Annotated in this window: 23 protein-coding genes; 7 read left to right on the forward strand and 16 right to left on the reverse strand. The window is 74.6% G+C overall.

Features of this window, described 5'->3' with window-relative positions; all coding sequences use genetic code 11:
- Position 1: 1 nt before the first annotated feature.
- Positions 2-1,150 (forward strand): DUF6986 family protein, encoded by a 1,149-nt coding sequence (locus Ani05nite_RS08620; protein WP_203766633.1) that lies wholly within the window; start codon positions 2-4, stop codon positions 1,148-1,150.
- A gap of 145 nt (positions 1,151-1,295) precedes the next feature.
- Here Ani05nite_RS08620 and Ani05nite_RS08625 read toward each other — a convergent pair whose 3' ends face one another.
- On the reverse strand, positions 1,296-1,922 hold the full coding sequence (locus tag Ani05nite_RS08625; protein ID WP_203766634.1) for a hypothetical protein: 627 nt from the start codon (positions 1,920-1,922) through the stop codon (positions 1,296-1,298).
- Between the two features lie 192 nt (positions 1,923-2,114).
- Here Ani05nite_RS08625 and allB point away from each other — a divergent pair, with 192 nt between their 5' ends.
- Both allB and alc read left to right on the forward strand, forming a co-directional pair.
- Positions 2,115-3,428 carry an allantoinase AllB gene (gene allB / locus Ani05nite_RS08630; protein WP_203766635.1) on the forward strand — a complete coding sequence of 438 codons (1,314 nt, stop codon included), beginning with the start codon at positions 2,115-2,117 and terminating at the stop codon, positions 3,426-3,428.
- Entirely contained in the window at positions 3,428-4,429 is a 1,002-nt protein-coding gene (gene alc / locus Ani05nite_RS08635; protein WP_203766636.1) for an allantoicase, read from the forward strand. Before allB ends, alc begins: the two co-directional genes overlap by 1 nt.
- A gap of 34 nt (positions 4,430-4,463) precedes the next feature.
- Here alc and Ani05nite_RS08640 read toward each other — a convergent pair whose 3' ends face one another.
- Positions 4,464-5,249 (reverse strand): transglutaminase-like domain-containing protein, encoded by a 786-nt coding sequence (locus tag Ani05nite_RS08640; RefSeq protein WP_203766637.1) that lies wholly within the window; start codon positions 5,247-5,249, stop codon positions 4,464-4,466.
- A gap of 90 nt (positions 5,250-5,339) precedes the next feature.
- Between Ani05nite_RS08640 and Ani05nite_RS08645 the strand changes: the two genes are divergently transcribed.
- Together Ani05nite_RS08645 and Ani05nite_RS08650 are read left to right on the forward strand one after the other, a co-directional pair.
- On the forward strand, positions 5,340-6,515 hold the full coding sequence (locus Ani05nite_RS08645) for a phosphotransferase family protein (protein ID WP_203766638.1): 1,176 nt from the start codon (positions 5,340-5,342) through the stop codon (positions 6,513-6,515).
- On the forward strand, positions 6,508-7,611 hold the full coding sequence (locus Ani05nite_RS08650) for a protein-L-isoaspartate O-methyltransferase family protein (protein WP_203766639.1): 1,104 nt from the start codon (positions 6,508-6,510) through the stop codon (positions 7,609-7,611). Before Ani05nite_RS08645 ends, Ani05nite_RS08650 begins: the two co-directional genes overlap by 8 nt.
- Here the strand turns inward: Ani05nite_RS08650 and Ani05nite_RS08655 are convergent.
- The 3 genes from Ani05nite_RS08655 to Ani05nite_RS08665 all read right to left on the reverse strand — a co-directional run bounded on the left by Ani05nite_RS08655 (position 7,608) and on the right by Ani05nite_RS08665 (position 11,204).
- Positions 7,608-8,261, reverse strand: coding sequence for a response regulator (locus Ani05nite_RS08655; protein ID WP_203766641.1), 654 nt, complete (start codon positions 8,259-8,261; stop codon positions 7,608-7,610). The two genes, Ani05nite_RS08650 and Ani05nite_RS08655, sit on opposite strands and share 4 nt — an antisense overlap.
- Positions 8,249-9,556 (reverse strand): sensor histidine kinase, encoded by a 1,308-nt coding sequence (locus Ani05nite_RS41790; protein ID WP_203766642.1) that lies wholly within the window; start codon positions 9,554-9,556, stop codon positions 8,249-8,251. Before Ani05nite_RS41790 ends, Ani05nite_RS08655 begins: the two co-directional genes overlap by 13 nt.
- A gap of 70 nt (positions 9,557-9,626) precedes the next feature.
- Positions 9,627-11,204 (reverse strand): phospholipase D family protein, encoded by a 1,578-nt coding sequence (locus Ani05nite_RS08665; protein ID WP_203766643.1) that lies wholly within the window; start codon positions 11,202-11,204, stop codon positions 9,627-9,629.
- Between the two features lie 305 nt (positions 11,205-11,509).
- On the opposite strand from Ani05nite_RS08665, the gene Ani05nite_RS08670 reads away from it, so the two are divergent.
- Positions 11,510-12,907: a hypothetical protein gene (locus tag Ani05nite_RS08670; RefSeq protein WP_203766644.1), complete on the forward strand. Its 1,398-nt coding sequence runs from the start codon at positions 11,510-11,512 to the stop codon at positions 12,905-12,907.
- Positions 12,908-12,958: 51 nt separating this feature from the next.
- On the opposite strand, the gene Ani05nite_RS08675 is transcribed toward Ani05nite_RS08670, so the two are convergent.
- Genes Ani05nite_RS08675 through Ani05nite_RS08690 form a run of 4 tightly spaced genes read right to left on the reverse strand, consistent with a single transcriptional unit; the run spans position 12,959 to position 16,379 of the window.
- Positions 12,959-13,930 carry a pirin family protein gene (locus Ani05nite_RS08675; RefSeq protein WP_203766645.1) on the reverse strand — a complete coding sequence of 324 codons (972 nt, stop codon included), beginning with the start codon at positions 13,928-13,930 and terminating at the stop codon, positions 12,959-12,961.
- Between the two features lie 9 nt (positions 13,931-13,939).
- Positions 13,940-14,404: a MarR family winged helix-turn-helix transcriptional regulator gene (locus Ani05nite_RS08680; protein ID WP_203766646.1), complete on the reverse strand. Its 465-nt coding sequence runs from the start codon at positions 14,402-14,404 to the stop codon at positions 13,940-13,942.
- 57 nt (positions 14,405-14,461) lie between these two features.
- Positions 14,462-15,760, reverse strand: a complete 1,299-nt coding sequence (locus Ani05nite_RS08685; RefSeq protein ID WP_203766647.1) for an MFS transporter — start codon at positions 15,758-15,760, stop codon at positions 14,462-14,464.
- A 4-nt stretch (positions 15,761-15,764) separates the two neighbouring features.
- A complete protein-coding gene (locus Ani05nite_RS08690; RefSeq protein WP_203766648.1) occupies positions 15,765-16,379 on the reverse strand; it encodes an HAD-IA family hydrolase in 615 nt (204 codons plus the stop codon).
- 52 nt (positions 16,380-16,431) lie between these two features.
- On the opposite strand from Ani05nite_RS08690, the gene Ani05nite_RS08695 reads away from it, so the two are divergent.
- Positions 16,432-17,613, forward strand: a complete 1,182-nt coding sequence (locus tag Ani05nite_RS08695) for an ROK family protein (protein ID WP_203766649.1) — start codon at positions 16,432-16,434, stop codon at positions 17,611-17,613.
- On the opposite strand, the gene Ani05nite_RS08700 is transcribed toward Ani05nite_RS08695, so the two are convergent.
- From Ani05nite_RS08700 to Ani05nite_RS08730, 7 genes are all read right to left on the reverse strand, one after another.
- Positions 17,596-18,255, reverse strand: a complete 660-nt coding sequence (locus Ani05nite_RS08700) for a class I SAM-dependent methyltransferase (protein ID WP_203766651.1) — start codon at positions 18,253-18,255, stop codon at positions 17,596-17,598. The genes Ani05nite_RS08695 and Ani05nite_RS08700 overlap by 18 nt on opposite strands.
- A gap of 23 nt (positions 18,256-18,278) precedes the next feature.
- Complete coding sequence (locus Ani05nite_RS08705) at positions 18,279-18,701, reverse strand: hypothetical protein (RefSeq protein ID WP_203766653.1); 423 nt, start codon at positions 18,699-18,701, stop codon at positions 18,279-18,281.
- A gap of 103 nt (positions 18,702-18,804) precedes the next feature.
- Positions 18,805-19,434 (reverse strand): Clp protease N-terminal domain-containing protein, encoded by a 630-nt coding sequence (locus Ani05nite_RS42335; RefSeq protein ID WP_203766655.1) that lies wholly within the window; start codon positions 19,432-19,434, stop codon positions 18,805-18,807.
- Position 19,435: 1 nt separating this feature from the next.
- Positions 19,436-19,672, reverse strand: a complete 237-nt coding sequence (locus tag Ani05nite_RS08715; RefSeq protein ID WP_023560874.1) for a hypothetical protein — start codon at positions 19,670-19,672, stop codon at positions 19,436-19,438.
- 104 nt (positions 19,673-19,776) lie between these two features.
- Complete coding sequence (locus Ani05nite_RS08720; RefSeq protein WP_203766657.1) at positions 19,777-19,986, reverse strand: DUF3072 domain-containing protein; 210 nt, start codon at positions 19,984-19,986, stop codon at positions 19,777-19,779.
- Between the two features lie 36 nt (positions 19,987-20,022).
- On the reverse strand, positions 20,023-20,805 hold the full coding sequence (locus Ani05nite_RS08725) for a VOC family protein (protein WP_239129511.1): 783 nt from the start codon (positions 20,803-20,805) through the stop codon (positions 20,023-20,025).
- Positions 20,806-20,976: 171 nt separating this feature from the next.
- On the reverse strand, positions 20,977-22,278 hold the full coding sequence (locus Ani05nite_RS08730) for a cation:proton antiporter (protein WP_377881342.1): 1,302 nt from the start codon (positions 22,276-22,278) through the stop codon (positions 20,977-20,979).
- Between the last annotated feature and the right edge of the window lie 24 nt (positions 22,279-22,302).

The following is a 22,302-nucleotide window of genomic DNA, read 5'->3' on the forward strand; positions in this document are numbered from 1 at the left end:
GATGCGGCTCAGCGACGACGACTACGCCGCCCTGGACCACCGGCTCGCCGCCCACGACGCGTTCCTGGCCACCCGCTATCCCGGGGAGCGGCCCGGGCGGCAGCCGGTGCACACGGTCTACATCCCGGCCGACCGCATCGGCGGTTTCCGGGAGTGGGGCGCGCAGGCGCAGGCGGCCCTGGACGGGTGCCCGCCGCTGCCGTTCCCGGCCGCGCTCGCCGACCGGGTCCGGGCGAAGCTGGCCACCGAGCCGATCGAGGACCTGCGGATCGACTTCGAGGACGGCTACGGCGTCCGCGACGACGACCAGGAGGACGCGACGGTCAAGGCGGCCGTCGCCGTGCTCGCCGAGGGCCCGCGGCCGCCGTTCCTCGGGATCCGGATCAAGTCGCTGGAGGCGGCTACCCGCCGGCGCTCGCTGCGCACCTTCGACCTGTTCCTGTCGCTGTACCAGCAGCCCTTCACCGTGACGCTGCCCAAGGTGAGCGGCACCGACCAGGTCGCCGCCATGGTCGCGCTGTGCGAGACGCTGGAGCGCGGGTACGGGCTGGCCGCCGGCACGCTGACCTTCGAGATCCAGATCGAGCTGCCGTCGGCCGTGCTCGGCGCGGACGGCACCGCCACCGTGGCCCGGCTCATCACCGCGGCCGACGGGCGCTGCACGGGCCTGCACTACGGCACGTACGACTACAGCGCGGCGGCCGGCGTGGCGGCGGCGTACCAGGCGATGGACCACCCGGTCGCCGACTACGCCAAGGCGGTCGTCCAGGCCGCCGCGGCCGGCACCGGGGTCCGGCTCTCCGACGGGTCGACGAACATCCTGCCGGTCGGCTCGGACGTGGCCGTCCACGACGCCTGGGCGCTGCACCACCGCCTGGTGCGCCGATCCCTGGAACGCGGGTTCTACCAAGGGTGGGATCTGCATCCGGCGCAGTTGCCGACCCGCTTCGCGGCGACGTACGCGTTCTTCGCCGACGGGGTGGACGCGGCCTCGATCCGGCTGCGCCGCTACCTGGGCCGGCAGTCGAGCGGCATCCTCGACGAACCGGCGACGGCGCGGGCGCTGGCGGGGTATCTGCTGCGGGGGCTGGACTGCGGGGCACTGGACGAGGTCGGCTTCACCCGGGAGGAGCTGACCGCAATGCTTTGAGAAACCGGCCCGGTGCGGGGTGGGAACGCGGTGCGCGACCGGAGAGGGGCGGCGAGGCCGAGAAGGCCAGCGGACCCGGATGACCGTGCGGGTCCGGGAAGGCGGCGCGAATAGGTCCCCGACCCAGCCGCCCGGCGGACCCGGTTCAGCCGCCCGACGTCCCGCTGCTGAGACCCGACCCGGTGCTCCCGCGCCCCACGACGTTCGTCTTGACGGTTCCGTTGCTCACCTTCCCGGTGGCCGGCAGCTTGAAGGCCTTCCGGCTCGCGCGGTCACCGGGCGAGAAATAATCGCCGCCCTCGAGCTGCGCCCCCGTCGGCAGACCCCGGCTGTAGCCGGTGGAGTGCCACAGGAAGTACGACGACGTCTCGTCCGCGTCCTCGCAGTTCTCCTCGTCGACGATCTCCCCGTCCTCGTCGGCGCAGTAGAAGACCTCGTCCCCCACGGCTTCGTCATCGCTGTCCGATTCATCCGACACGTCCGGATCGGACAGCAGGCCCGACGAGCCCGACCCGGACGAGTCGGACCCGGACGAGCCAGAGCCGGATCCAGAGCCGGAGCCGGATCCAGAGCCGGAGCCGGATCCAGAGCCCGACCCCGGCCCCGAGTCGTAACCGTCGGACTCCCAACCGGAGTCGGCGTACTCGTCGTCGTAGGAGCTGTCGCAGGCCGCCGTCCCGCCCGCCGCCAGCGCGAGGAAGGCGGCCGTGAGGGCGACTTTGCGGGAGGTCATGCGGGAGGTCATGCGGGAGGTCATGCGGCGGGTCGTCACGGTCCTGCTCTCTGCGTCCGGGCCGGTGGTGCCTCGGGGCGGCGCCCGCTGCTGGATCTTTATACCGGCCGCGGGCAACCCGCGGCGCCCCGGTGATCCGGCCGGTCGGGAACCGGACACGGACATCTGATCTTGCGGGGTAGCTTCGCGCGACGTAGCCGTGCGGCAACGCTGGGCGGTTAGGCTCGGCGCATGGTCGATCTCGTGCTGCGGTCCCGGCGTGCCGTCGTCGCGGACGGCGAGCGCCCCGCCGCCGTCTCCGTCGCCGGGGGACGGATCGTCGCCGTGGACGACCATGACGCCCGGGTCGACGCGGCCGAGGAGGTCGATCTGGGCGACGTGGCGCTGCTGCCCGGCCTGGTCGACACCCATGTGCACGTCAACGAGCCCGGGCGGACCGAGTGGGAGGGCTTCGCCACCGCCACCCGGGCCGCCGCGGCCGGCGGGGTCACCGCCATCGTGGACATGCCGCTCAACAGCCTGCCGCCGACCGTCGACGTGGACGCGCTGATCGTCAAGTTGGCGGCGGCCCGCGGTCAGCTCCACGTCGACGTGGGTTTCTGGGGCGGTGCGATCCCCGGCAACGTGGGCGCGCTGCCCGCGCTGCACGCCGCCGGGGTGTACGGCTTCAAGGCGTTCCTCGCCGACTCCGGCGTCCCCGAGTTCCCGCCGCTGAGCCCGGACCAGCTGGAGGAGGCCCTGCGCGCGGTCGACGCCCAGTTCGTGGTGCACGCCGAGGACCCCGGCCACCTGCACCCGGCCGCCTCCTCCCCGGCGTACGCGGACTTTCTCGCCTCCCGGCCGCCCGACGCCGAGCACGCCGCCGTCGCCACCGCGATCGCGGCCGCGCGCGCCACCGGCCGGCGCGTGCACATCCTGCACCTGTCCGCCGCGACCGCCCTGCCGCTGATCGAGCGGGCCCGGGCCGACGGGCTGCCGGTCACCGCCGAGACCTGCCCGCACTACCTGACCCTGGACGCCGCGCACATCCCGGCCGGCGCGACCGAGTTCAAGTGCTGCCCGCCGATCCGCGACGCCGCCAACGCCGACCGGCTCTGGGCCGCCCTGGCCGACGGGCTGATCAGCTGCGTGGTCAGCGACCACTCGCCGTGCACCCCCGAGCTCAAGCGGCAGGACACCGGCGACTTCGCGGCGGCCTGGGGCGGCATCGCCTCCGTGCAGCTGGGCCTGCCGGTGGTCTGGACGGCCGCCCGGGCCCGGGGGCACACCCTCGCCGACGTGGTGAGCTGGATGGCCCGGCGCCCCGCCGAGCTGGTCGGGCTGGCCGGCAAGGGCCGGATCGCCGTGGGCGCCGACGCCGATCTGGTGGCGTTCGACCCGGAGGCGGAATTCACCGTCGATCCGGTACGGCTGCACCACCGCAACCCCGTCACGCCGTACGCGGGAAAGGTCCTGGCGGGTGTGGTCCGCACGACCTGGCTGCGCGGACGGACCGTGACCGGCGACGCCCCCCGCGGCGTCTTCCTGACCCGGGAGGGTTCCTGATGGAGGAGTTCACGCTGCTGCCCGACCTCGCGTCGCGCGTCTTCGGCGGCGGGGTGGTGTTCGCCAACGACGAGTTCTTCGCCGCCGCCGACCACCTGGTCGAGCCGGCCGCCCCGGTGTTCGCGCCGAAGACCTTCGGGCACAAGGGCCAGGTGTACGACGGCTGGGAGACCCGCCGCCGCCGCGAGCCCGGCCACGACACCGCGATCATCCGGCTCGGCGCGCCCGGCATCGTGCACGGCGTCGACATCGACACGGCCTTCTTCACCGGCAACTATCCGCCGCACGCCTCGGTGGAGGGCGCGGCGCTGGAGGGCTATCCCGACCCGATCCAGCTCGCCGAGGCGCACTGGGTGCCGCTCGTGCCGCGGTCCCCGCTGGCCGGCGACAGCCAGAACCTGTTCGCGGTCGACTCCAGCCAGCGCTTCACGCACATCCGGCTGAACATCCACCCCGACGGCGGGGTGGCCCGGCTGCGGGTGCACGGCGAGGTGGTGCCCGACCCGAGGCTGCTGCCGAGCGTCTTCGACGTGGCCGCCGCCGAGTACGGCGCCCGCATCGCCGGGTGCAGCAACATGTTCTACGGCCACCCGCAGAACATGATCTATCCCGGCCTGGCCCGCTCGATGGGGGACGGCTGGGAGACTTCGCGGCGCCGCGACGACAGCAACGACTGGGTGCTGGTGCAGCTGGCCGTGCCGTCGGTGATCGAGCTGGCCGAGCTGGACACCAGCCACTTCAAGGGCAACGCGCCGGGCAGCGCGATGCTGCGCGGCATCGACGCGCGGACCGGGCTGCTCGACGACCCGACCGACTGGTTCGACCTGTTGCCGCAGGTGCGGCTCTCCCCGGACACCCGGCACCGGTTCGGGGTGTCGGTGGTGCCGGTCGCCACCCACGTGCGGCTGGACATCTTCCCGGACGGCGGCATGGCCCGGCTGCGCCTGCACGGCCGCCCGGACGGCGCCGTGCTCCGCGCCCGCTTCGAGGCCGTGACGTAGCCGGAGGCCATGACGTAAACGGGGTGCTCAAGGGCTAGGGCAGCTCCACCGGGCCGGTGTGGTCGTCGGCCGGCAGGTCGCCGCCGGCCACCGCGGTGATCACCAGCTCCGGCATGGTCAGCAGCCCGGACAGCGTCGTGGCCAGCGCGGTGTCCGCCGCGTCGCGGCCGGTGGCGATCCGGATCAGGCTCGGCCGGGGGGCCAGCCCGGTCGCGTCCCACACCTGCCACCGGCCCTCCAGCGCGGTCTCCACCACCAGGTGGAAGTCCATCGGGGACAGGCCCGGGGCGTAGACCGCCGCCACCCGGGCCGGCACGTTCATCGCCCGGCAGAGCGTGGCGACCAGGTGGGCGTAGTCGCGGCACACGCCCCGGCCGTCGAGCAGCGTGTCCGCCGCGTCGGTCGACGGCCCGCTGCTGCCCGCCTCGTAGCGCAGGTGATCGTGCACCCAGTCCCGGATCGCCCGCACGGTGGCGGTGGCGTCCGGCCGGCCGCCGAACAGCCCGCCCGCGAAGCCGGCCATCCTGTCCGACGGGCAGTACCGGCTCGGCCGCAGCGCCTCGACCCGGTCCAGCTCGGTGACCCCGGGCGGGGCCGGACGGGTCACGGCCACCTCCGCCGCGTACCGCACGGTCAGCCGGCCCTCCGGGGCCCGGACGAGGTGCTGGCGTCCGGGCAGCTCCACCGCGGCCAGGGCGCGGCCCCCGCTGTCCAGCGAGAGCGACTCGGCGACCGGGTCGGCGGCGGCGATCCGCAGGACGATCTCCGCGCTCGCGGTGACATCGAAGACGAGGGTGGCGCCGACCTGGGAGGTTCTCACGGACGCCACGGTAGCCGGAGCGCGATGTCGGCCGGGTTTCGGCGGGAAAACGCGTTCGCGTACGCGCGGAGCCACCGCTACGGTCCCCTCGTGAGCCGCACCGAGACCCTGGTCCTCGTCGATGCCGGCGGCGCGCTGCTCGGCGCGCTGCCACCCGTCCGGGTCGAGCTGCCCTGGTGGCCCGAGGTCGCGGACGTGGTGGCCGAGGCGCGCAGCCGGCACGGCGCCGACGTGCAGGTGCTGCGGCTGCTGGACGCCGACCGGCCGCATCCGCCGGGCGGCCGGGTCACGTACCTGGCCCAGGTCTTCAGCCCGCCCGCGGCGCCGCTGGCGCCGGCCGATGTGGACCTGGCCCCGCACCCGCTGCGGGCCCCGTACGCGGTCCCCGGCGGTCCGGCCGCCTCGGTGGCCTGGGCGCTCGCCGCGTCCGGCCGCCACGATCTGACCGCCGTGCAGCAGCGCACCTGGAACCTGTCGATGATCTGGCGCCTCGAGGCGGCCGGCCAGCCGGTCGCCTGGCTCAAGCAGGTGCCCCCGATGTTCGCGCACGAGCCCGCCGTGCTCGCCCTGGTGGGCGGGTTCGCGCCCGGCCTGGTGCCCACGGTCCTGCGGGCCGGGCCGCCCGGCCGGATGCTGCTGGGTCACGTGCCGGGGGAGGACCGCTACGAGGCCGGCGCCGACCTGTGCGCGGCCGTCGCCGCCGACTGGCACCCGGCCCAGGTGCATTTCGCCGGCCGGGTGGACGAGCTGCTCGCCGCGGGCGTGCCGGACGGACGGTTCGACGCCGACCGGTTCGCGCGGGTGGCCGAGCCGTTCCTCGACGGGATCGACGGGCTGGCGGCGCTGGTAGACGAGCTGCCGGCGCGGTTCGCCGCGATCGAGGCGTGCGGGTTGCCGGCCACGCTCGTGCACGGCGACCTGCATCCCGGCAACGTGCGGGCCGACGGCGACAGCCGGGTCATCGTCGACTGGGGTGATGCGACGGTCGGCCATCCGGCGTACGACATCCTGCGGCTCACCGGCGAGCTGGACGAACCCGGCCCGGTGCTGCGGGAATGGGCGCGGCGCTGGCGTACGGACCGGCCCGGCGCCGAACCGGAGCGGGCCGTCGCGCTCATCCGGCCGGTCGCCGAGCTGCGGGCGGCCGCCGCGTACGCGGACTTCCTGGACCGGATCGAGCCGTCCGAGTGGCCCTACCACGCGGCGGACGTGCCGGCGCGGTTGCGCGCCGCGGCGGCCGCAGCCGTACGGTGGAGGTGTGACTGACCAGCGGAGTCGCTTCGTGGAGGAGCTCCGTCGCAACGGCGCGCCGCTGACCCCGGAGCTGGCCGCCGCGTTCGCCGCCGTGCCCCGGGAGGCGTTCGTCGCCGAGGGCTTCCAGCGCCGCGACGGCAGCTGGGCGCGGCCCGGCACGGCCGGTTTCCGCGCCGCCGTCTACCGCGACGACGTGCTGGTCACCAAGGTCGACGGCGGCACGGCGGTCAGCTCGTCCAGCCAGCCGTCGCTGATGGCGATCATGCTGGCCGCGCTGGATGTGCGGCCCGGCGACCGGGTGCTGGAGATCGGCGCCGGCACCGGTTACAACGCCGCCCTGCTGGCCGCGCTGGGCGCCCGGGTGACCAGTGTGGACGTGCAGGCCGACGTCGCGGACCGGGCCCGGGCCGCGCTGGCCGCGGCCGGCGTCGAGGGTGTCCGGGTGCTCATCGGCGACGGCTACTCAGGGGCGCCGGGGGAGAGCTTCGACCGCGCGATCGTGACCGTCGGCGTCGCCGGGATCTCCCCGGCGTGGCTGGCCCAGACCCGGCCGGGACCGGTCGTGGCCCCCGTCGAGCACGCCGGCACCCACCCGGTGCTGGCGGTCGAGGGCGGCCCGGAGGGCCCGGTGACCGCGACGGTGATCTGCCCGTCCGGCTTCATGAGCGCCGCCGGGCCGCTGACCGCCACCCATCCGTGGTCCCACCCGCACCCGGTGTCGTCCGGCACGCTGGCGCCGTTCGCCCCCTTCGCGCCGCCGCGCTGGGAGACCCCGCTGAGCTCCTACGTCTACCGGGACCTCTGGTACGCGGCCGGGGTGTGGAGCCGCCGCGCCACCCACGCCGCCCTGCCCGACCGCGAGCTGAGCGGGGTGGTGCTGCTGGACGAGCGGGGCGCCGGCGGCGCGGCGATCATGCCCGACGGCTCGGTGCTGGCCGGCGGGGAGCGGGCGGACGACTGCGGCGCCGCGGCGGTGGAGATCGTCGACCGCTGGGAGGCGGCGGGCCGCCCGCCGATGCGGGCCTGGCGGATCGGCCTGCGGCTGGCCGGGGACCCGCGGGCGCCGATCTGGGCGCCCGCGACCTGGTCGCTGCCGGCGCAACCCTAGGCGCGCAGGTACGCCAGCACGGCCAGCACCCGCCGGTTGGTGTCCTCGGCCGGCGGCAGGTCCAGCTTGGCGAGGATGCTGCCCACGTGCTTGCCCACCGCCGCCTCGGTGACGAACAACCGGGCCGCGATCGCCGAGTTCGAGTGCCCCTCGGCGACCAGCGCCAGCACCTCCCGCTCGCGCGGGGACAGCGCCGCCAGCGGGTCCTTGGGCCGGCGCAGCAGCCGGCGGACCACCTCCGGATCCACCACCGTGCCGCCGCCGAGGACCGTCCGCAGCGCGGTCACGAAGTCCTGCACGTCGACCACCCGGTCCTTGAGCAGGTAGCCGACCCGCCGGCCGTCGCCGGTGTCCAGCAGCGCGGTGGCGTACTCCTCCTGCACGTACTGGCTCAGCACGACCACCGCGAGGTCGGACTGCCGCCGGCGCAGCGTCACCGCGGCCCGCAGGCCCTCGTCGGTGAAGCTCGGCGGCATCCGGATGTCGGTGATGACCAGCTCCGGCCGGTGCTCGGCCACCGCCGCGAGCAATGCCTCGGCGTCGCCGACCGCCGCCACCACCGTGCAGCCGAACCGGGACAGCACACCGACCAGGCCCTCGCGCAGCAGCACGCCGTCCTCGGCGAGCACCACCCGGATCAGCTCTGCCACGGAAGCTCCACCCGGACCAGGGTAGGGCCGCCGGCCGGGCTGGCCAGCAGCAGGCGGCCGCCGACGGCCGCGACCCGGTCGGCCAGCCCGGTCAGGCCGGTGCCGTGCGCCGGGTCCGCGCCGCCGTGCCCGTCGTCGCGGACCTCCAGCACCAGCATGTCCCCGGCCTGCGCCAGCAGCAGGTCGGCGCGGCTCGCCCCGGCGTGCTTGACCACGTTGGCCAGGGCCTCCGACGCGGCGAAGTAGGCGGTGGTCTCCAGGTGCGGCGCCGGCCGGTGCAGCTGGTCGGCCACGGTGAGCGTCACCGGCAGCGGCGAGCGGACCGTCAGCTCCCGCAGCGCCGCGGGCAGCCCGAGGTCGGCCAGCGACTGCGGCCGGATGCCGTGGATCAGCTCCCGCAGCACCACCATCAGCTCCTTCGCCTCGTCGTGGGCCTGCGCCAGCGGGGCCGCCGCGGGCGAGTCGGCGGGCACGTCCAGGCGGGCCATGCCCAGCTGCAGGGTGAGGCTGGTGAGCCGGTGCTGGGCGCCGTCGTGCAGGTCGCGCTCGATGCGCCGGCGCTCCGCCTCGAACGCGTCGACCAGCCGGGCCCGCGACTGCGCCACCGCCCGCAGCGCGGTGCCGTCCCGGTCGCCCAGCAGGGCCCGGGCGGTGGCCGCCTGACCGGCGGCGATCAGCCCGAGCAGGTAGAGAAGGACCGGGACCAGCAGGACGCCGGCCACCGCGAGCGGGACCGCCTGGGCGACGGTACGCACCGTGAAGACGCCGAACTGCCAGCTGTCCGTGCCGCTCGCGGCGAGCAGCGGGCTCACCAGGAAACCGATGTCGATCAGCACCAGCAGGGCGAGGACGCTCACCACGACCGGGAAGACCAGCCCCAGGAAGGCGCCGTAGAGCACCTCGCGCCAGGTGGCCGCCTCGGTGTAGCGCACCCGCAGCCAGGTGAGCGGGTCGGCGCGCAGCGGCCGGTGCGCCGACTGCAGCGGCCGCCGGTCGACCAGGCCCAGCCGGCCCCGCTCGATCGCGGCCAACGGGATCGCGACCAGCGGGGCGAACCCGGCGAACAGGGCCAGGGCCAGGAGCATCAGGAACAGCAGCGGGCCGTCCAGGGCCCGGCCGTCGTTGAGCCGCAGCCCGGCGGCCAGCCAGGGCAGGATCAGCGTGCCCAGCCCGGCGCCGGCGAGGCCGGCGAGCGGGAGCGCGGTCACGACGTAGAGCAGGGAGCGCCACGGGCCCGCGGAGAGCAGGTAGCGACGGCCGGTCAGGGCTTGCCAGGGGGCTTCGATTGTTGACACAGCGTCACGGTAGTGAGCGCGGGGCGGGCGTTCCCAGCCGTCCACGGCTACCTCCGGGGTAGGGCTGGCCCTACCAGGTGCCGGCCCGGCGGGCCCGCCACGGGCGCCCGTCCGGGTCGTAGATCAGCCTGTACGCCGGGACCGCCCAGATCCGCTGCCACCAGGGCAGGCGCTCGGTCTCGTGGGGCACCAGCCGGCCCGGCGGACGGGGGCCCCGCTGCCCGCCGGCGTGCCAGTCGCGCAGCGCGTCGGCCGCGGCGCTGACCGTGCGTACCGCGTCGTCGGGGTCGATCAGGCCGTCGTCGTCGGTGCGGTCCAGGTGCTCGCGCATCAGCTCGAGCCGCAGGTTCCGGGCGTACGTCCGGGCGCCCTGACCCTCCCCGGCCGGGTCGCGCGGCTCCCGCTCGTCGCGGGTGTTGTCCAGCACGGCGCAGGACAGCTCGCTGTCGTGGGTCCAGGACCGGCGGTTGAAGTTGTCGCTGCCCGTGCTCGCCCACACGTCGTCGACCACGCACACCTTGGCGTGCACGTAGACCGGCGTGCCGGCGTGGTTCTCCACGTCGAACACGTGCACCCGCTCCGGGGCGGCCTTGCGGCACAGCTCGATGGCCTCCTCGCGGCCCACCTGGTTGGGCGGCAGGGCGAAGCGGCCGTCCACGTCCGGGTGCCGGGGCACGACCGCGACCAGGTGCAGGTCGTCGTTCTGGTTCAGCGCGTCGGCGAACAGCTGGGCGACCTCCTTGGACCACAGGTACTGGTCCTCGAGGTAGATGAGCCGGCGGGCCTTCTTGATGGCCTTGGTGTAACCGCGGGCGATGCTCTGCTCACCGAGGCGCGCGAAACCGTACGGCGGGCGCATCGCCGGATAGGTGCGCAGCACCTGGATGTCGTGCGGGCCGCACTCCGGCGGGTCCGGCGGCTGCGGCGGCAGCTGGTCGGCGTGCAGGTCGGCGCCCTTGAGCTTGTCCTCGATCGTGGAGATCGGGCCGTGCTGGTCCAGCGGCACCTTGTCGGTCCAGCGCTCCCGGAAGGTGAGGTCCAGGATGCCGACGACCGGGCCGCGCAGGGCGAGCTGCACGTCGTGCCAGGGCGGGTTCTTCCCGTACGCCTTGGCCATCGCGATCGGCTGCGGATCGCCGTGGTGGTCGGCGTCGTCGCGGCGGCTGTGGCACAGGTCGATGCCGCCGGCGAATGCGATGTCCCGCTCCGGCTCGCCCGGGTGCCGCAGCACCACCAGCTTCTGGTGGTGCGAGCCGCCTCGGCGTACCCGCTGGTCGAGCAGCACCTCGCCGCCGGCGGAGGCGATGTCGTCACCGAGGTTGCGGTTCTCCTCCTCGCTGTACGCCAGCTTGTCCAGGTGCGAGCGCCAGAGCAGCCCCTTGACCACGACGCCGCGCTTGGCCGCGGCCGAGAACAGCTCGACGATGGTGGGCCCGTCGTCGCGCATCCGTTCGTCCGGGTCGCCGCGCCAGTCGGTGAAGAAGAGGTGGTCGCCCTCGCGCAGCGCCTCCACCTCAGTCACCAAACGGTCGAAATACGTTCTTCCGTGAATAAGCGGTTCGGCGGTGTTTCCGGTGGACCAGGTGGGTATCTGGGAGTCCGGGTTGCCACGCTCGTCCGAGGTCAGAAACCAGTCCTCCAGTGGCACGGGGCAGCCCTTTCCGAGGTCGACGACGCCCTCACGGTAGGCCCCTTGACGGCCGAACGCACGCTGAAGCACGCGTCCCCCCGCGAGATAGGAAACACTCCCATGAGCAGTGAGCCCCTGACCACGACCGCCGGCCCGGCCGAAGCCTCGGAGCGGGGACTGCTCATCGCCATGCTGCTGCTGGTGCTCTGCGGCGCCGGCGCGATGCTGCTGATGTCCTAGCCGTCCGCCGATACCGAACCGTTGCCGCCGGGTGACGGATATGGGGCAGCGCCGGCTGGCGCGGCTGATCCATACTCGTCGGCATGACGGGGGATCCGGGGTACAGCAGCGCAATCGTCGAGGTCCCGCAGGCAGAAGCGGCCGCCGGCACCAGCCGGACGGTCTGGTCGCCGACGCACGGTCCGCTCACCGTGGCCGTGCCGCCCGGCACCGTCGACGGCGCGGTCGTCTGGGTGCAGAGCCCGACGGCCGGTAACGTCGCGGTCACCATCCGCGTGACGTCCCCGTTCCCGCCGCCGCAGCCCTATCCCGGCGCCCCGGCGTCCGGCCCGGGCTACCCGCCGCCGCCCGGCCAGCCCCATCCTGGCCAGCCCGGGCCGGGGCAGCCGCTGCCCGGCCAGCCGTTCCCGGGCCAGCCCTTCCCCGGTCAGCCCTTCCCCGGTCAGCCTTTCCCCGGTCAGCCGCAGTATCCGGGCCAGGGGCCGGCCTTCGCCGGTCCGCCGCAGGCGGGGCCGAGCAACACCCGGCGCAACGCGGTGATCGGCGGCAGCCTCGTCGTCCTGCTCGCCCTGGGCTGCTGCGGCATCGTCCGGTTGTTCACCGGCGGTGACGACGACACCCCGCAGGCCGGTCGCAACGGCATCGCCGCGACGGCCGGCAGCGCGGGCCCCACCGCCACCACCCCGCTCACCCCGGAGCAGTACGTCCAGATGCTCGCGGCCTCCGACGCCGCCATCGGCAGCAGCTTCAAGAAGCTCAACACGGCGGACAGCGCCGCCTTCGCCCGGGCGGCCCCGGCCGCGGTGACCGCGATCCGCGCCGAGGCCGGCAAGCTGCGCGCCGCCCAGCCGCCCGCCGGCGCGGCCGCGGCGCACGGTCAGCTCACCCTCGAGCTGGAGAGCCTGGGCGACATGGTCGACGAGTCCGCCTCGGCCAAGCAGGAATGCCCGGCGGCCTCACCGTGGGCGACGGTGCTCCAGTCGGGCTGGGCCGACGGCATCCGCGAGGACGCGAAGAAGCTGGCCGCCGCGGACCCGAAGTACAAGTTCGGCACGTTCCTGCCGGCGGCGCCCAAGGAGGCCAACCGCCGCCTCAAGACGGGCACGTTCGTCCAGCGCTCGAGCGCCCGCGGCGCCGGCCACCTGAAGATCAAGAACGGCGCCAACGACACCACGGTCAGCCTGGTGCCGGCCAAGGGCAAGAAGCCCAAGCCGGTCCTGACGGTGTACGTCCGCGGCGGCGGGACCTTCACGGCCAAGGGCGTGCGCGACGGCACGTACCGGGTCTACACCGCCTCGGGCAAGGACTGGGACAACGGCAAGAAGGGCTTCACCCGGGACTGCTCGTTCAGCAAGTTCGACGACACGTTCAAGTTCAGCACGACGTCGTTCTCGGCCTCCATCTGGACGATCACGCTGACCCCGGTGATCGGCGGCAACGCCTCGACCAGCAACGTCGACCCGAACGCCTTCCCCAAGTGATCGTCGGAGCGGCCGGCCGGGCCGGCCGCTCCGTCAGGTCCCGGACCGGGGTCAGTCGGTGTGCGGCAGCCGCTCCGCCGGGATCACGCCCAGCCGGCCCTTCTGGTAGTCCTCGAACGCCTGCATGAGCTCCGCCCGCGTGTTCATCACGAACGGGCCGTAGTGCGCCACCGGCTCGCGGATCGGCCGGCCGCCCATGACGAACAGCTCCATCGCCGGGATGTTCGCGTCCTGGCTCCGGTCGGCGCTGACCCGCAGCGCGTCGCCGGCGCCGTGGGCGGCGAGCTGACCGATCTGGATCGGGCGCTGCTCCACGCCGACCGTGCCCCGGCCGGCCAGCACGTACACCAGGGCGTTGTAGTCCGACTGCCACGGCAGGTCGAGCTGCGCGCCCGGCTGGAGCGTGACGTGGGCCAGGTTGATGGGGGTGAAGGTGGATCCCGGTCCGGCGTGCCCGGCGATCTCGCCGGCGATCACGCGGATCAGGCTGCCGCCGTCCGGGGTGGTCAGCAGGGCCGCCTCCCGGCCGCGGATGTCCTGGTACTTCGGCGCGATCATCTTGGCCGCGCGGGGCAGGTTGACCCACAGCTGCAGCCCGTGGAACAGCCCGCCGCTGGTGACCAGCTGCTCCGGCGGGGCCTCGATGTGCAGGATGCCGCCGCCGGCGGTCATCCACTGGGTGTCGCCGTTGGTGATCGTGCCGCCGCCACCGAGGGAGTCCTGGTGGTCCATGGTGCCGTCGATCATGTAGGTGACCGTCTCGAACCCGCGGTGCGGGTGCCACGGCGTGCCCTTGGGCTCGCCCGGGGCGTAGTCGACCTCGCCCATCTGGTCGAGGTGGATGAACGGGTCCAGCTCGTTCATCGGCATGCCCGCGAAGGCGCGCCGGACCGGGAAGCCCTCGCCCTCGTAGCCGGACGGCGCGGTGGTCAGCCGGCGGACGCCGCGGTAGCTGGTGGTGGCGGCGTCGAGCTGCGGCAGGCGCGGCAGGACCAGGACGTCGTCGACGGTGATCGCGGGCATGTCTTCTCCTCAGACTGCGAGCGGCTGCGTGCGCAGTCGCGGACCCAGGCGCCCGAAGACGCGGGTGATGGTGGCGAGCTCGGCCTCGTCGAGGTCGTCGATGAACGTCTCCCGCACGGTGGCGAGATGCAGGGGCGCGGCCGCGGTCAGCGCGGCCAGGCCGGCGTCGGTCAGCACGGCCTCCTGGCCGCGGCCGTCGTCGGAACAGCTCTGCTTACGGACCAGGCCGCGCTTGACCATGGTGGTGATCTGGTACGTGCACCGGCTGGGCGAGAAGACCAGCCGGCCGGCCAGCTCGCCCATGCGCAGCCGGCGCCCGGGGGCCTCGGAGAGCACCACCATGACGTGGTAGTCGGCCATGCTCAGCCCTGTGCTCGCCCGCAGGTCGTCCTCGAGGCGGGTGTGCAGGGCCCAGCTGCTCTCCACGAAGGCCCGCCAGGCGGCCTGCTGGGTCTCGCTGAGCGGTTCGGTCATGACCGGAACGCTACTTCTTTAAAATCTGAAATACCACCGGTACGGCTATGGCGGTGGTCACTGCCCGCGGCGCAGCAGGAGCAGCGCCGCCAGCAGCGGGAGCGTGATGAGGAACGCGAGCCGCAGGGCCACCACGTCGGCGAGCCGGGCCAGCGCCACGGGGGCGACCAGGATCGCCGTACCGGAAGCCAGCGCGCCCAGCGAGACGGCAGGCCCGGCGCTCAGGCCCGGGGTCGCGACCAGGCCGGCCAGGGTCACCGGGTAGAGGGTCGCCACGCCGGCGCCGGCCACGACGAGCCCCGCGGTGATCGCCGCCGGGTGGCCCGCGACGACGACCAGCGTCGCGCCCGCGGCGGTGACCGCGGCGGCGACCGGCAGCACCGGCAGCCGGCGGATGAGCGCCGGGCCGGCCAGCCGGCCCAGCGCCATGCCGAGCGGGAAGGCGGTGCCGAGCGCAGCCGCGGTGCCGGGCGCCGGGACGGCGGCGGCGAGCCGGGCCACGGCCCAGATGGTGAAGCAGAACTCCACCGAGACGGCCAGGGCCACGACGGCCCAGCGCCGGGCCACCGCGCCGGCCGCCGGCCGGACACCCGGCTCCCGCGTGGACGGCACGGCGACCGGGCGGGCCGTCACGGCCAGGAAGAGCAGCGGCGGTACGGCGACCAGCAGCGCCAACCTCCCGCTGGCCAGCCCCGTCGCCTCCAGGGCGGCGATCGCCGCGGGCGCGAGCACCGCGGCGGCGCTGGACGCGGCAGTGACCTTCGCCAGCCGCGTCGCCGCGCCCGCCCCGGCCAACAGAGCCGGGGTCACCAGCACGATCGCCGCGCCGCCGAGGCCCAGCAGCAGGGCGCCGGCGACCGCCACGGCCGGGACCGTGGCCAGCGCGAGCAGCGTGACCCCGGCCGCGATGACCAGCGAGCCCCCGGTCAGGGCCGGGCGGGGGCCGCCGCGCAGCAGCCACGGCCCGGCCGGCGCGACGATCACCAGACCGAGCCCGAACGTCGCGGGCAGCCGGCCGAGCGCCTCCGGTGGCACGCCGAAGTCGTCCGCCAGCAGCACCAGGCAGGCGCCGAGCGCGGTGATCGCGTAGCCGAGGCCGGCCTGCGCGATCCCGGCCGGCACGACATTGCCGGCCTGCGCCTTCGCGCCTTGCGCGAGGCTTCCGGCTTGCGCCTTCGGACCTTGCGCGAGGCTCCCGGCCTGCGCCTTCGCGTTCTGCGGGAGGTCGGTGGCCTTGTCCTCTGCGCCGTGCGGAGGGTCGCCGGCCGTCAATCCGGGTTCGGGTCCGGTGGGCGCGCCGTCGACCGGCTCGCCGCCGTCGGCCCGGGGTCCCCGGTGCGGGTGCGGGAGGCTCACGGGATCAGGCGTTCGTTGCGGCCAGCAGCCGGGTGAGGGCGGTCAGGTGGGGGATCCGCAGGTCGGCGTCCACGCCCTTGAGGGCGGCCACCGGGGCGCCCGCGGCCCGCCCGGCGGCGACGCCGACCTCCGCGTCCTCGACCACCAGGCAGCGCCCCGGCGCGACACCCAGCACCTCGGCGGCGCGCAGGTAGCCTTCCGGGTCGGGCTTGCCCGCGCGGACGTCCTCGACGGTGATCAGCAGCGGCGCCGCGATGCCCGCCGCGCCCAGCCGGGCCCTCGCCAGTCGCACGTCCGCGCTGGTCACGACCGCCCAGGGCAGCCGCAGCGCGGCGAGCAGCTCGTGCGCGCCGGGGGTGGCCACCACGTCCGACAGGTCTTCGTACTGCAGCTCCAGCTGGCGGGCGGCGGCGTCCGCGGCGGCGGTTCCGGCGAGGTCGGGGCGGACGAGCCCGACGGTTCGTTCCGCCGGGGCGCCGTGCGCGACGGCCAGCACGGCGTCCGGGGGCACGCCGTACTCGGCCGCCCAGGACCGCCAGGCCCGTTCGACGGCCGCGTCGGAATCGACCAGGGTGCCGTCCATGTCGAAGAGCACCGCCTCGATGATGGTGAGGTCCACGCCATCCCCCTAATATCCTCGTCATACGAGCATAAGGTGGTGAACCCCGGTCATGGCCAGCGCGATCCGCCGGCGGGCCCAGGAGACCCGCTGGCACACCGCCTCCCAGGTGCTGGCCTGGCTGCGCCTGCACCCGGGCGCCACCCGCGCCGCCCTGGCCCACGACCTGCAGCTCACCAGCGGCCTGGCCACCGAGCTCACCGGCCGGCTGCGGGCGCTGAGCCTGCTGGCCGAGGCGCCCGCGCCGCCGCAGGGACGGGGCCGGCCGACCACCGTCCTCGGCGCGCACCCCGACGGCCCGGTCGTGCTGGCGGTGGATCTGCGCACCGCGGACCGCCGGCACGCGGTTGCCGGGCTCGACGGGCGCCTGTTCGACACCGCCGGCGCCCGGCACGACAGCCGGGACCCGGCAGCCGTGCTCGCCGCCGCCCGGCAGGCCGTCGACGCTGTCCGCGACCGGTACGGCGACCGGTTGCGCGCGGTCGCCGTCTCCGTCGCCGGCACCATCCACGACGGCCGCCTCGCCCAGTCGGCCACGCTGGGCTGGCGCGACGTCGACCTGAGCCCGCTCACCGCCGGCGCGGGGATCCCGCTGCTGCCCGGTAACGACGCCAGCCTCGCCGGGCTGGCCGAGGCCCGCACCGGCGCCGCCGTGGGGGCGCGGGCGGCGCTGCACCTGATGGTCGAGGTCGGGATCGGCGGGGCGTTCACTGTGGACGGACGCCCGTCGGCCGGCGCGCACGGCGCCGCGGGTGAGTACGGCCATCAGCCGTACGGTGACCGGTCCCGGCCCTGTCCCTGCGGGGCGCGCGGCTGCTGGGATCTCGAGGTCGACGGCCGCGCCCTGGCCCGCCACCTGGGCGTGCCCGCGCCGGCCGACCCGCGCGCCTTCGCCGTGCAGGTGCTGGACCGGGCGCCCCGGGACCCCGCGGCCCGGCGGGCGCTGGCGGTCGTCGCCGCCGCGCTCGGGGCGGGCATCGGCGGCCTGGTCAACGTGCACGACCCGGACACCGTCACGCTGGGCGGGCTCGCCGCCCCGCTGCGCGCCGCCGCCCCGGACAGCTTCGCGGCGGCCTACCGGGACGGGCTGATGGCGTTCCATCGTGGACAGCCGCCACCGGTGGTGGACGCGGCGCACGGCGACGACGGCGCCCTGCACGGCGCGGCGCTGCTGGCGCTGGACCACGTCACCAGCGAGACCGCCCTGGCCGAGTGGTCAGCGCGCCCGCACTGAGAACGTGATGGGCGTGGGCCCGCCACCCTCGGCGAAGCCGTCGGCGGTCAGCCCGGCGGCCACGAACGCGCCGAGCAGCTCGGCCAGCGGGAAGTGCATCGCGCCGACCTTGTCCCGCACGCCCCGGCTGGTCCACGAGTCGCGGCTGAAGCCGCGCTCGCGGTAGCCGGGGCGGATCACGGTCACGGCCGGGTCGGACCGGTCGGCGAACGCCCCGCAGAAGCACGGGTGCACGCCGACGTGCACGAACACGCCGCCGGGGGCGAGCACCCGGCGCACCTCGCGCAGCACCGCGGGATAACCGGGCATGTCGGTGTGCACCATCATCGCGATCACCGCGGGCACGGCGGCGTCCGCGAACGGCAACCGGGTCGCGTCGCCGCGTACGACCGGCAACCGGCCGGCGGCGTGCCGCAGCATCCCGGCCGAGAGGTCGACGCCGACCGGGGTGCGGCCCAGCCGGCGGACCGCGCCGGCGTACGCGCCGGTGCCGCAGCCCACCTCGAGGCACGGGCCGGCGCCGGGGCCGAGCAGCTCACGCAGGGCGTCGTGGATGCCGAGGGGATCGTCCGGTGCGGACTGGGCCGGGATGAACTCGGTCTCGTACCAGTCGGCGATCTCGTCGTAGGCGGCGCCCGTCATCACCTGCTCCACGCGGCGCTGGCTCAGCTGCGGTAGTACACGCGCAGCTCGAAGCCGTCGCGGCCGGGACGCCAGCCCAGGTCGTCGACGGCCACCACCTCCGGGCGCCCGGCCAGCCAGTTCGCGGCCATGCCGAGCGCGTCGGCCGGGGTCGAGCCGGTGAACACCCGCCGCCGGGCCACGTCGTCGCTGCTCGCCGGGGCGTGCCGCGGGTAGGTCCGCGCGGCCAGCATCGGCTCGGGACCGGTGACGACCGCGGTCGCCCCGACCGCCTCCCCGTTGATCACGCCCTGCACGAACCAGTCGTTGATCGACTCGTCGTGCTCGACGGTCCACCCGCTGACCGGCCCGACGTCGGCCGCGATCGCGTTCTTGGCGTTGTCCAGCGCGGCGTCCAGGGTGGCGAGCTCGAGATCTTCGCCGTTGTACTCGACCCGATAGTTCACGTTGTTCCTCCGGCGTTCCCAGCGGCGACCAGCAGGGCCAGCTCTTACCCAGGCCGGGGCCGTTTCAGTCGGCGCGGCGCCGCCGCCGGGACCGCCGGCTCGCTCAGGCCGCCTGGTTGCCCAGGGAGCGGGTGACGTCGTCGCGCAGCTGCTCCGGGTCCACGCCGGCCGCGGTGAGGATCTGCACGGCCATGCCCTGACCCTCCCGCAGGATGCCCAGCATGAGGTGTTCCGGGGCGATGTAGTTGTGCTTCAGCCGGATCGCCTCGCGCAGCGACAGCTCCAGCACCTTCTTGCTGCGCGGCGAGAACGGGATGTGGCCGCTCGTGCGGGCCCGGGGCCGGGAACGGCGCAGCAGGCCGCGCCGCTTCGGCGCCGCGGCGAGGGGCAGCTGCAGGGCGCCCGGGCCGAAGTTCTCCTCGATCGCCCGGCGCACCGCGTCCAGGTCGATGCCGATCGCCTTGAGCGCCGCCGCGTCCTGCGCCTCGGTGCTGTCCCCCGGCACGACCGGCTCGGGGCCGGGCCCCACCCGGCGTTCGACCTCGGCCCGGACGAACCGGGCGTCGACCTTCCGGCTGCTGATCGCCGGGGCCGTGGCGATCGGGCCGGCCGGGTCGGCCAGCAGGGCGATCAGCACGTGCTGGGTGCCGATCGGGCTCTGCCGCAGGGCCCGGGCCTCTTCCCGGGCGCGCACCACGGCGTCGCGTGCGGCATGGGTGAATCGCTCGAACATCTCAGCCCTCCCGGGGATCCTGCATGGGCACGCGTCCGGCGTGCTTCTTGTGTACGCCTTGGCGGGTCACCTCGAGGGCGTCCGCTATCTCCTGCCAGGACCAGCCTTTGCGGCGCGCGTTGGCCACCTGGAGATGCTCGAGGCCCTCCAGGAGGCGGCGCAGGGCCACGACCGCCCGCAGGCCGACCCGTGGATCGGCGCTGCCGGCGGCGGCGGCGAGATCGGTTGCTTCGGTCATGCTGTCAACTTACGTTGACACAAGCGCCGCTGTCAACCCTGGTTGACAGTCGAGGCGCGAAAAAGGCGCCGGGCATGGCCCGGCGCCTTCGTCCCGGTCGTGGCCTACTGGCCGCGGCCGGTCTTCTCCTGGAGCTCGTCGATGCGCTGGGACGCCTCGGCCTTCGTCAGCTCCTCCGGCACGTCCTCGTGGGCCTCCGAGGCCAGGGTGTGCAGGTACGACTGCTGGGCGCCGGTCGCCGGCTCGTCGCCGGTGGTCCAGTCGGCCGGATCCTTGATCGTGTTCGACGCCGGATCCTGGTCGGTATTCGCCATGGCCTTGCCTCCTCGAATTCTCGAACAGGCGTGCTACTACCCCCCGAAAGTCAACTCCATGCCTGCCGTGGGGGTGAACGACATGCTGAGTTCCACCGGCAGGGCCGCCGGGGCCGCCACCGCGAACGGCACGCCCCACGGGTCGAGCAGTTCCGCGTAGCTGCCGAAGCCCATGTCGGTCGGGCCGGCGATCACGCCGCCGCCCAGGTCCCGGCACGTCTGCATGGTCGCCGCGCAGTCGGCCACCTGGAACGCCGCGCGCCACCAGCTGCCGCCGTGGCTCGGGGCCAGGCCGGCCATCGCGTCGTGCGCCGTGGTGATCCACTCGCCGCGGGTGCCGTCGCTGCCGTACTCGTCGCGCAGCAGCCAGCCGAAGGCCTGGCCGTAGAAGCGGGCCGCGGCCTCCGCGTCGTCGGTGAGCAGCTCGGGGAAGGTCATGGTGCCCGGCTCGCCGCCGACCTGGGCGCCGGTGAAGCCGGCGCTCTCCCAGAGGCCGAGCAGCGCGCCGGCCGGGTCGGCGATCAGCGCGGACCGCCCGCCGTGCCCCTCGGCCGGCTCGGTGACCAGGCGGCCGCCCGCCTCGCGGACCCGGGTGATGGACGCCTCGAGGTTGTGCTCGGTCAGGTAGGTGAGCCAGCCCGCGGGCCGGTCGGCGCGGGCCCGGGTCAGCCCGGCCGCCGCGCGGCCGCCGAGCTTGAACCGGTCGCCGGCGGGTTCCCAGCCGAAGAGCCCGGCGTAGAATTCCGCGGCCCGGGCGGGATCAGCGCTCGCCAGCTCGACCCAGCAGGGGGTCGCCGGCGCAAAGCCCCGAAGACGCATCGGCCCCACCTTTCCTGTGCTCCATCGTGCCTGTGCTCCATCGTGGAATCCCGACCGCGGGCGAGATGCGATCACCTTACAGCCATGAATACGCTCTGCCACTACGCCCGGGTTCAATGTCCTAAAAGAACTACGACTTCGCGGGAAGTGGATTACTCATAGTCACGATGATTACTGAGCGTGTCGCTCTTCCGGGGTACGGGTCCGCTCGTTGTATCGGTCCAGAAGCCGCATCACGGGCGTGACCGCGACACCGTGCAACAGCACGCTCACGACGACGACGAAGGCCACTGTCGCCCATACGACATCGACCGCCGGGAACGGGGCGTGGGTCATCGCGTACGCCAGGTAGTAGAACGAGCCGATCCCGCGGATGCCGAACGCCGCGATGACGGCGTGCTCGGCCGGATGGCCGGGCGCGCCGCGCAGCGACAGGAAGCCGGCCACCGGCCGGACCACGAAGATCAGGGCCAGCCCGGTCAGGGCGGCGGGCCAGGTGAGCGGCCCGAGCAGGCCGCCGACCACGGCGCCGCCGAGGAGCAGGAGCAGCAGTACGGTCAGCAGCCGCTCGATCTGCTCGGCGAAGTCGTGCAGCACCTGGTGGTACTCGTCGGTGCGCTGCGCCGCCCGGATGCCCCGCGCGGCCACGAACACCGCCAGGAAGCCGTACCCGCCGACCACCTCCACCAGCCCGTACGCGAGGAACGTCGCGGCCAGGGCGAGGAAGCCCTCGGAGTGGTGGGCCAGGCGCAGGTTGCGGTTGCGGGCCCGGAAGAAGAGCCGCCCCAGCAACTTGCCGACGAGCAGCCCGCCGGCCACCCCGGCCGCCACCTTGTAGAGCACGTCCCTCAGCGCCCACTCGCCGAACCAGTCCTCGCCGGTCACCGCCACGGTGGCCAGCGCGATGGCCGCGTACACGAAGGGGAAGGCCAGCCCGTCGTTCAGGCCCGCCTCCGAGGTCAGCGCGAACCGCACCTCGTCCTCGGAGTCCTCCTCGTCGGTCGGCTCGCCGACCTGGACGTCGGAGGCCAGCACCGGGTCGGTCGGGGCGAGCGCGGCGCCGAGCAGCAGCGCGGTCGCCGGCACCAGCCCGGCCCACCACCACCCGGCCAGCGCCACCGCGGCGATCGTGACCGGCATCGCGACGGCCAGCAGCCGCCACGTCGAGGACCACCGGCGCGCGGTCAACGGCCGGTCGATCTTGAGCCCGGCGCCCATCAGCGCGACGATCACGCACACCTCGGTCAGATGCTCGGTGAGCTCGGGATGGGCGAGCGGATCGGCCTCCGGCAGCCCGAGCGGCAGCGCGAAGACGAGCATGCCGAGGGCCAGGAAGACGATCGGCATGGACAGGGGACGGCGTTCGAGGACCCGCGGCAGGATGCCGGCCAGCAGGGCCCCCACCCCGAACAGGGCGAAGAGGAGGTCGGACAGCTGCACCGCTCCCCACTGCCCCCCGCCGGGGACAAACATGCGGCCGGGAGCGTGGTAGTCCGC

It is taken from the genome of Actinoplanes nipponensis, from assembly GCF_016862275.1.
Classification (GTDB): Bacteria; Actinomycetota; Actinomycetes; order Mycobacteriales; family Micromonosporaceae; genus Actinoplanes; species Actinoplanes nipponensis.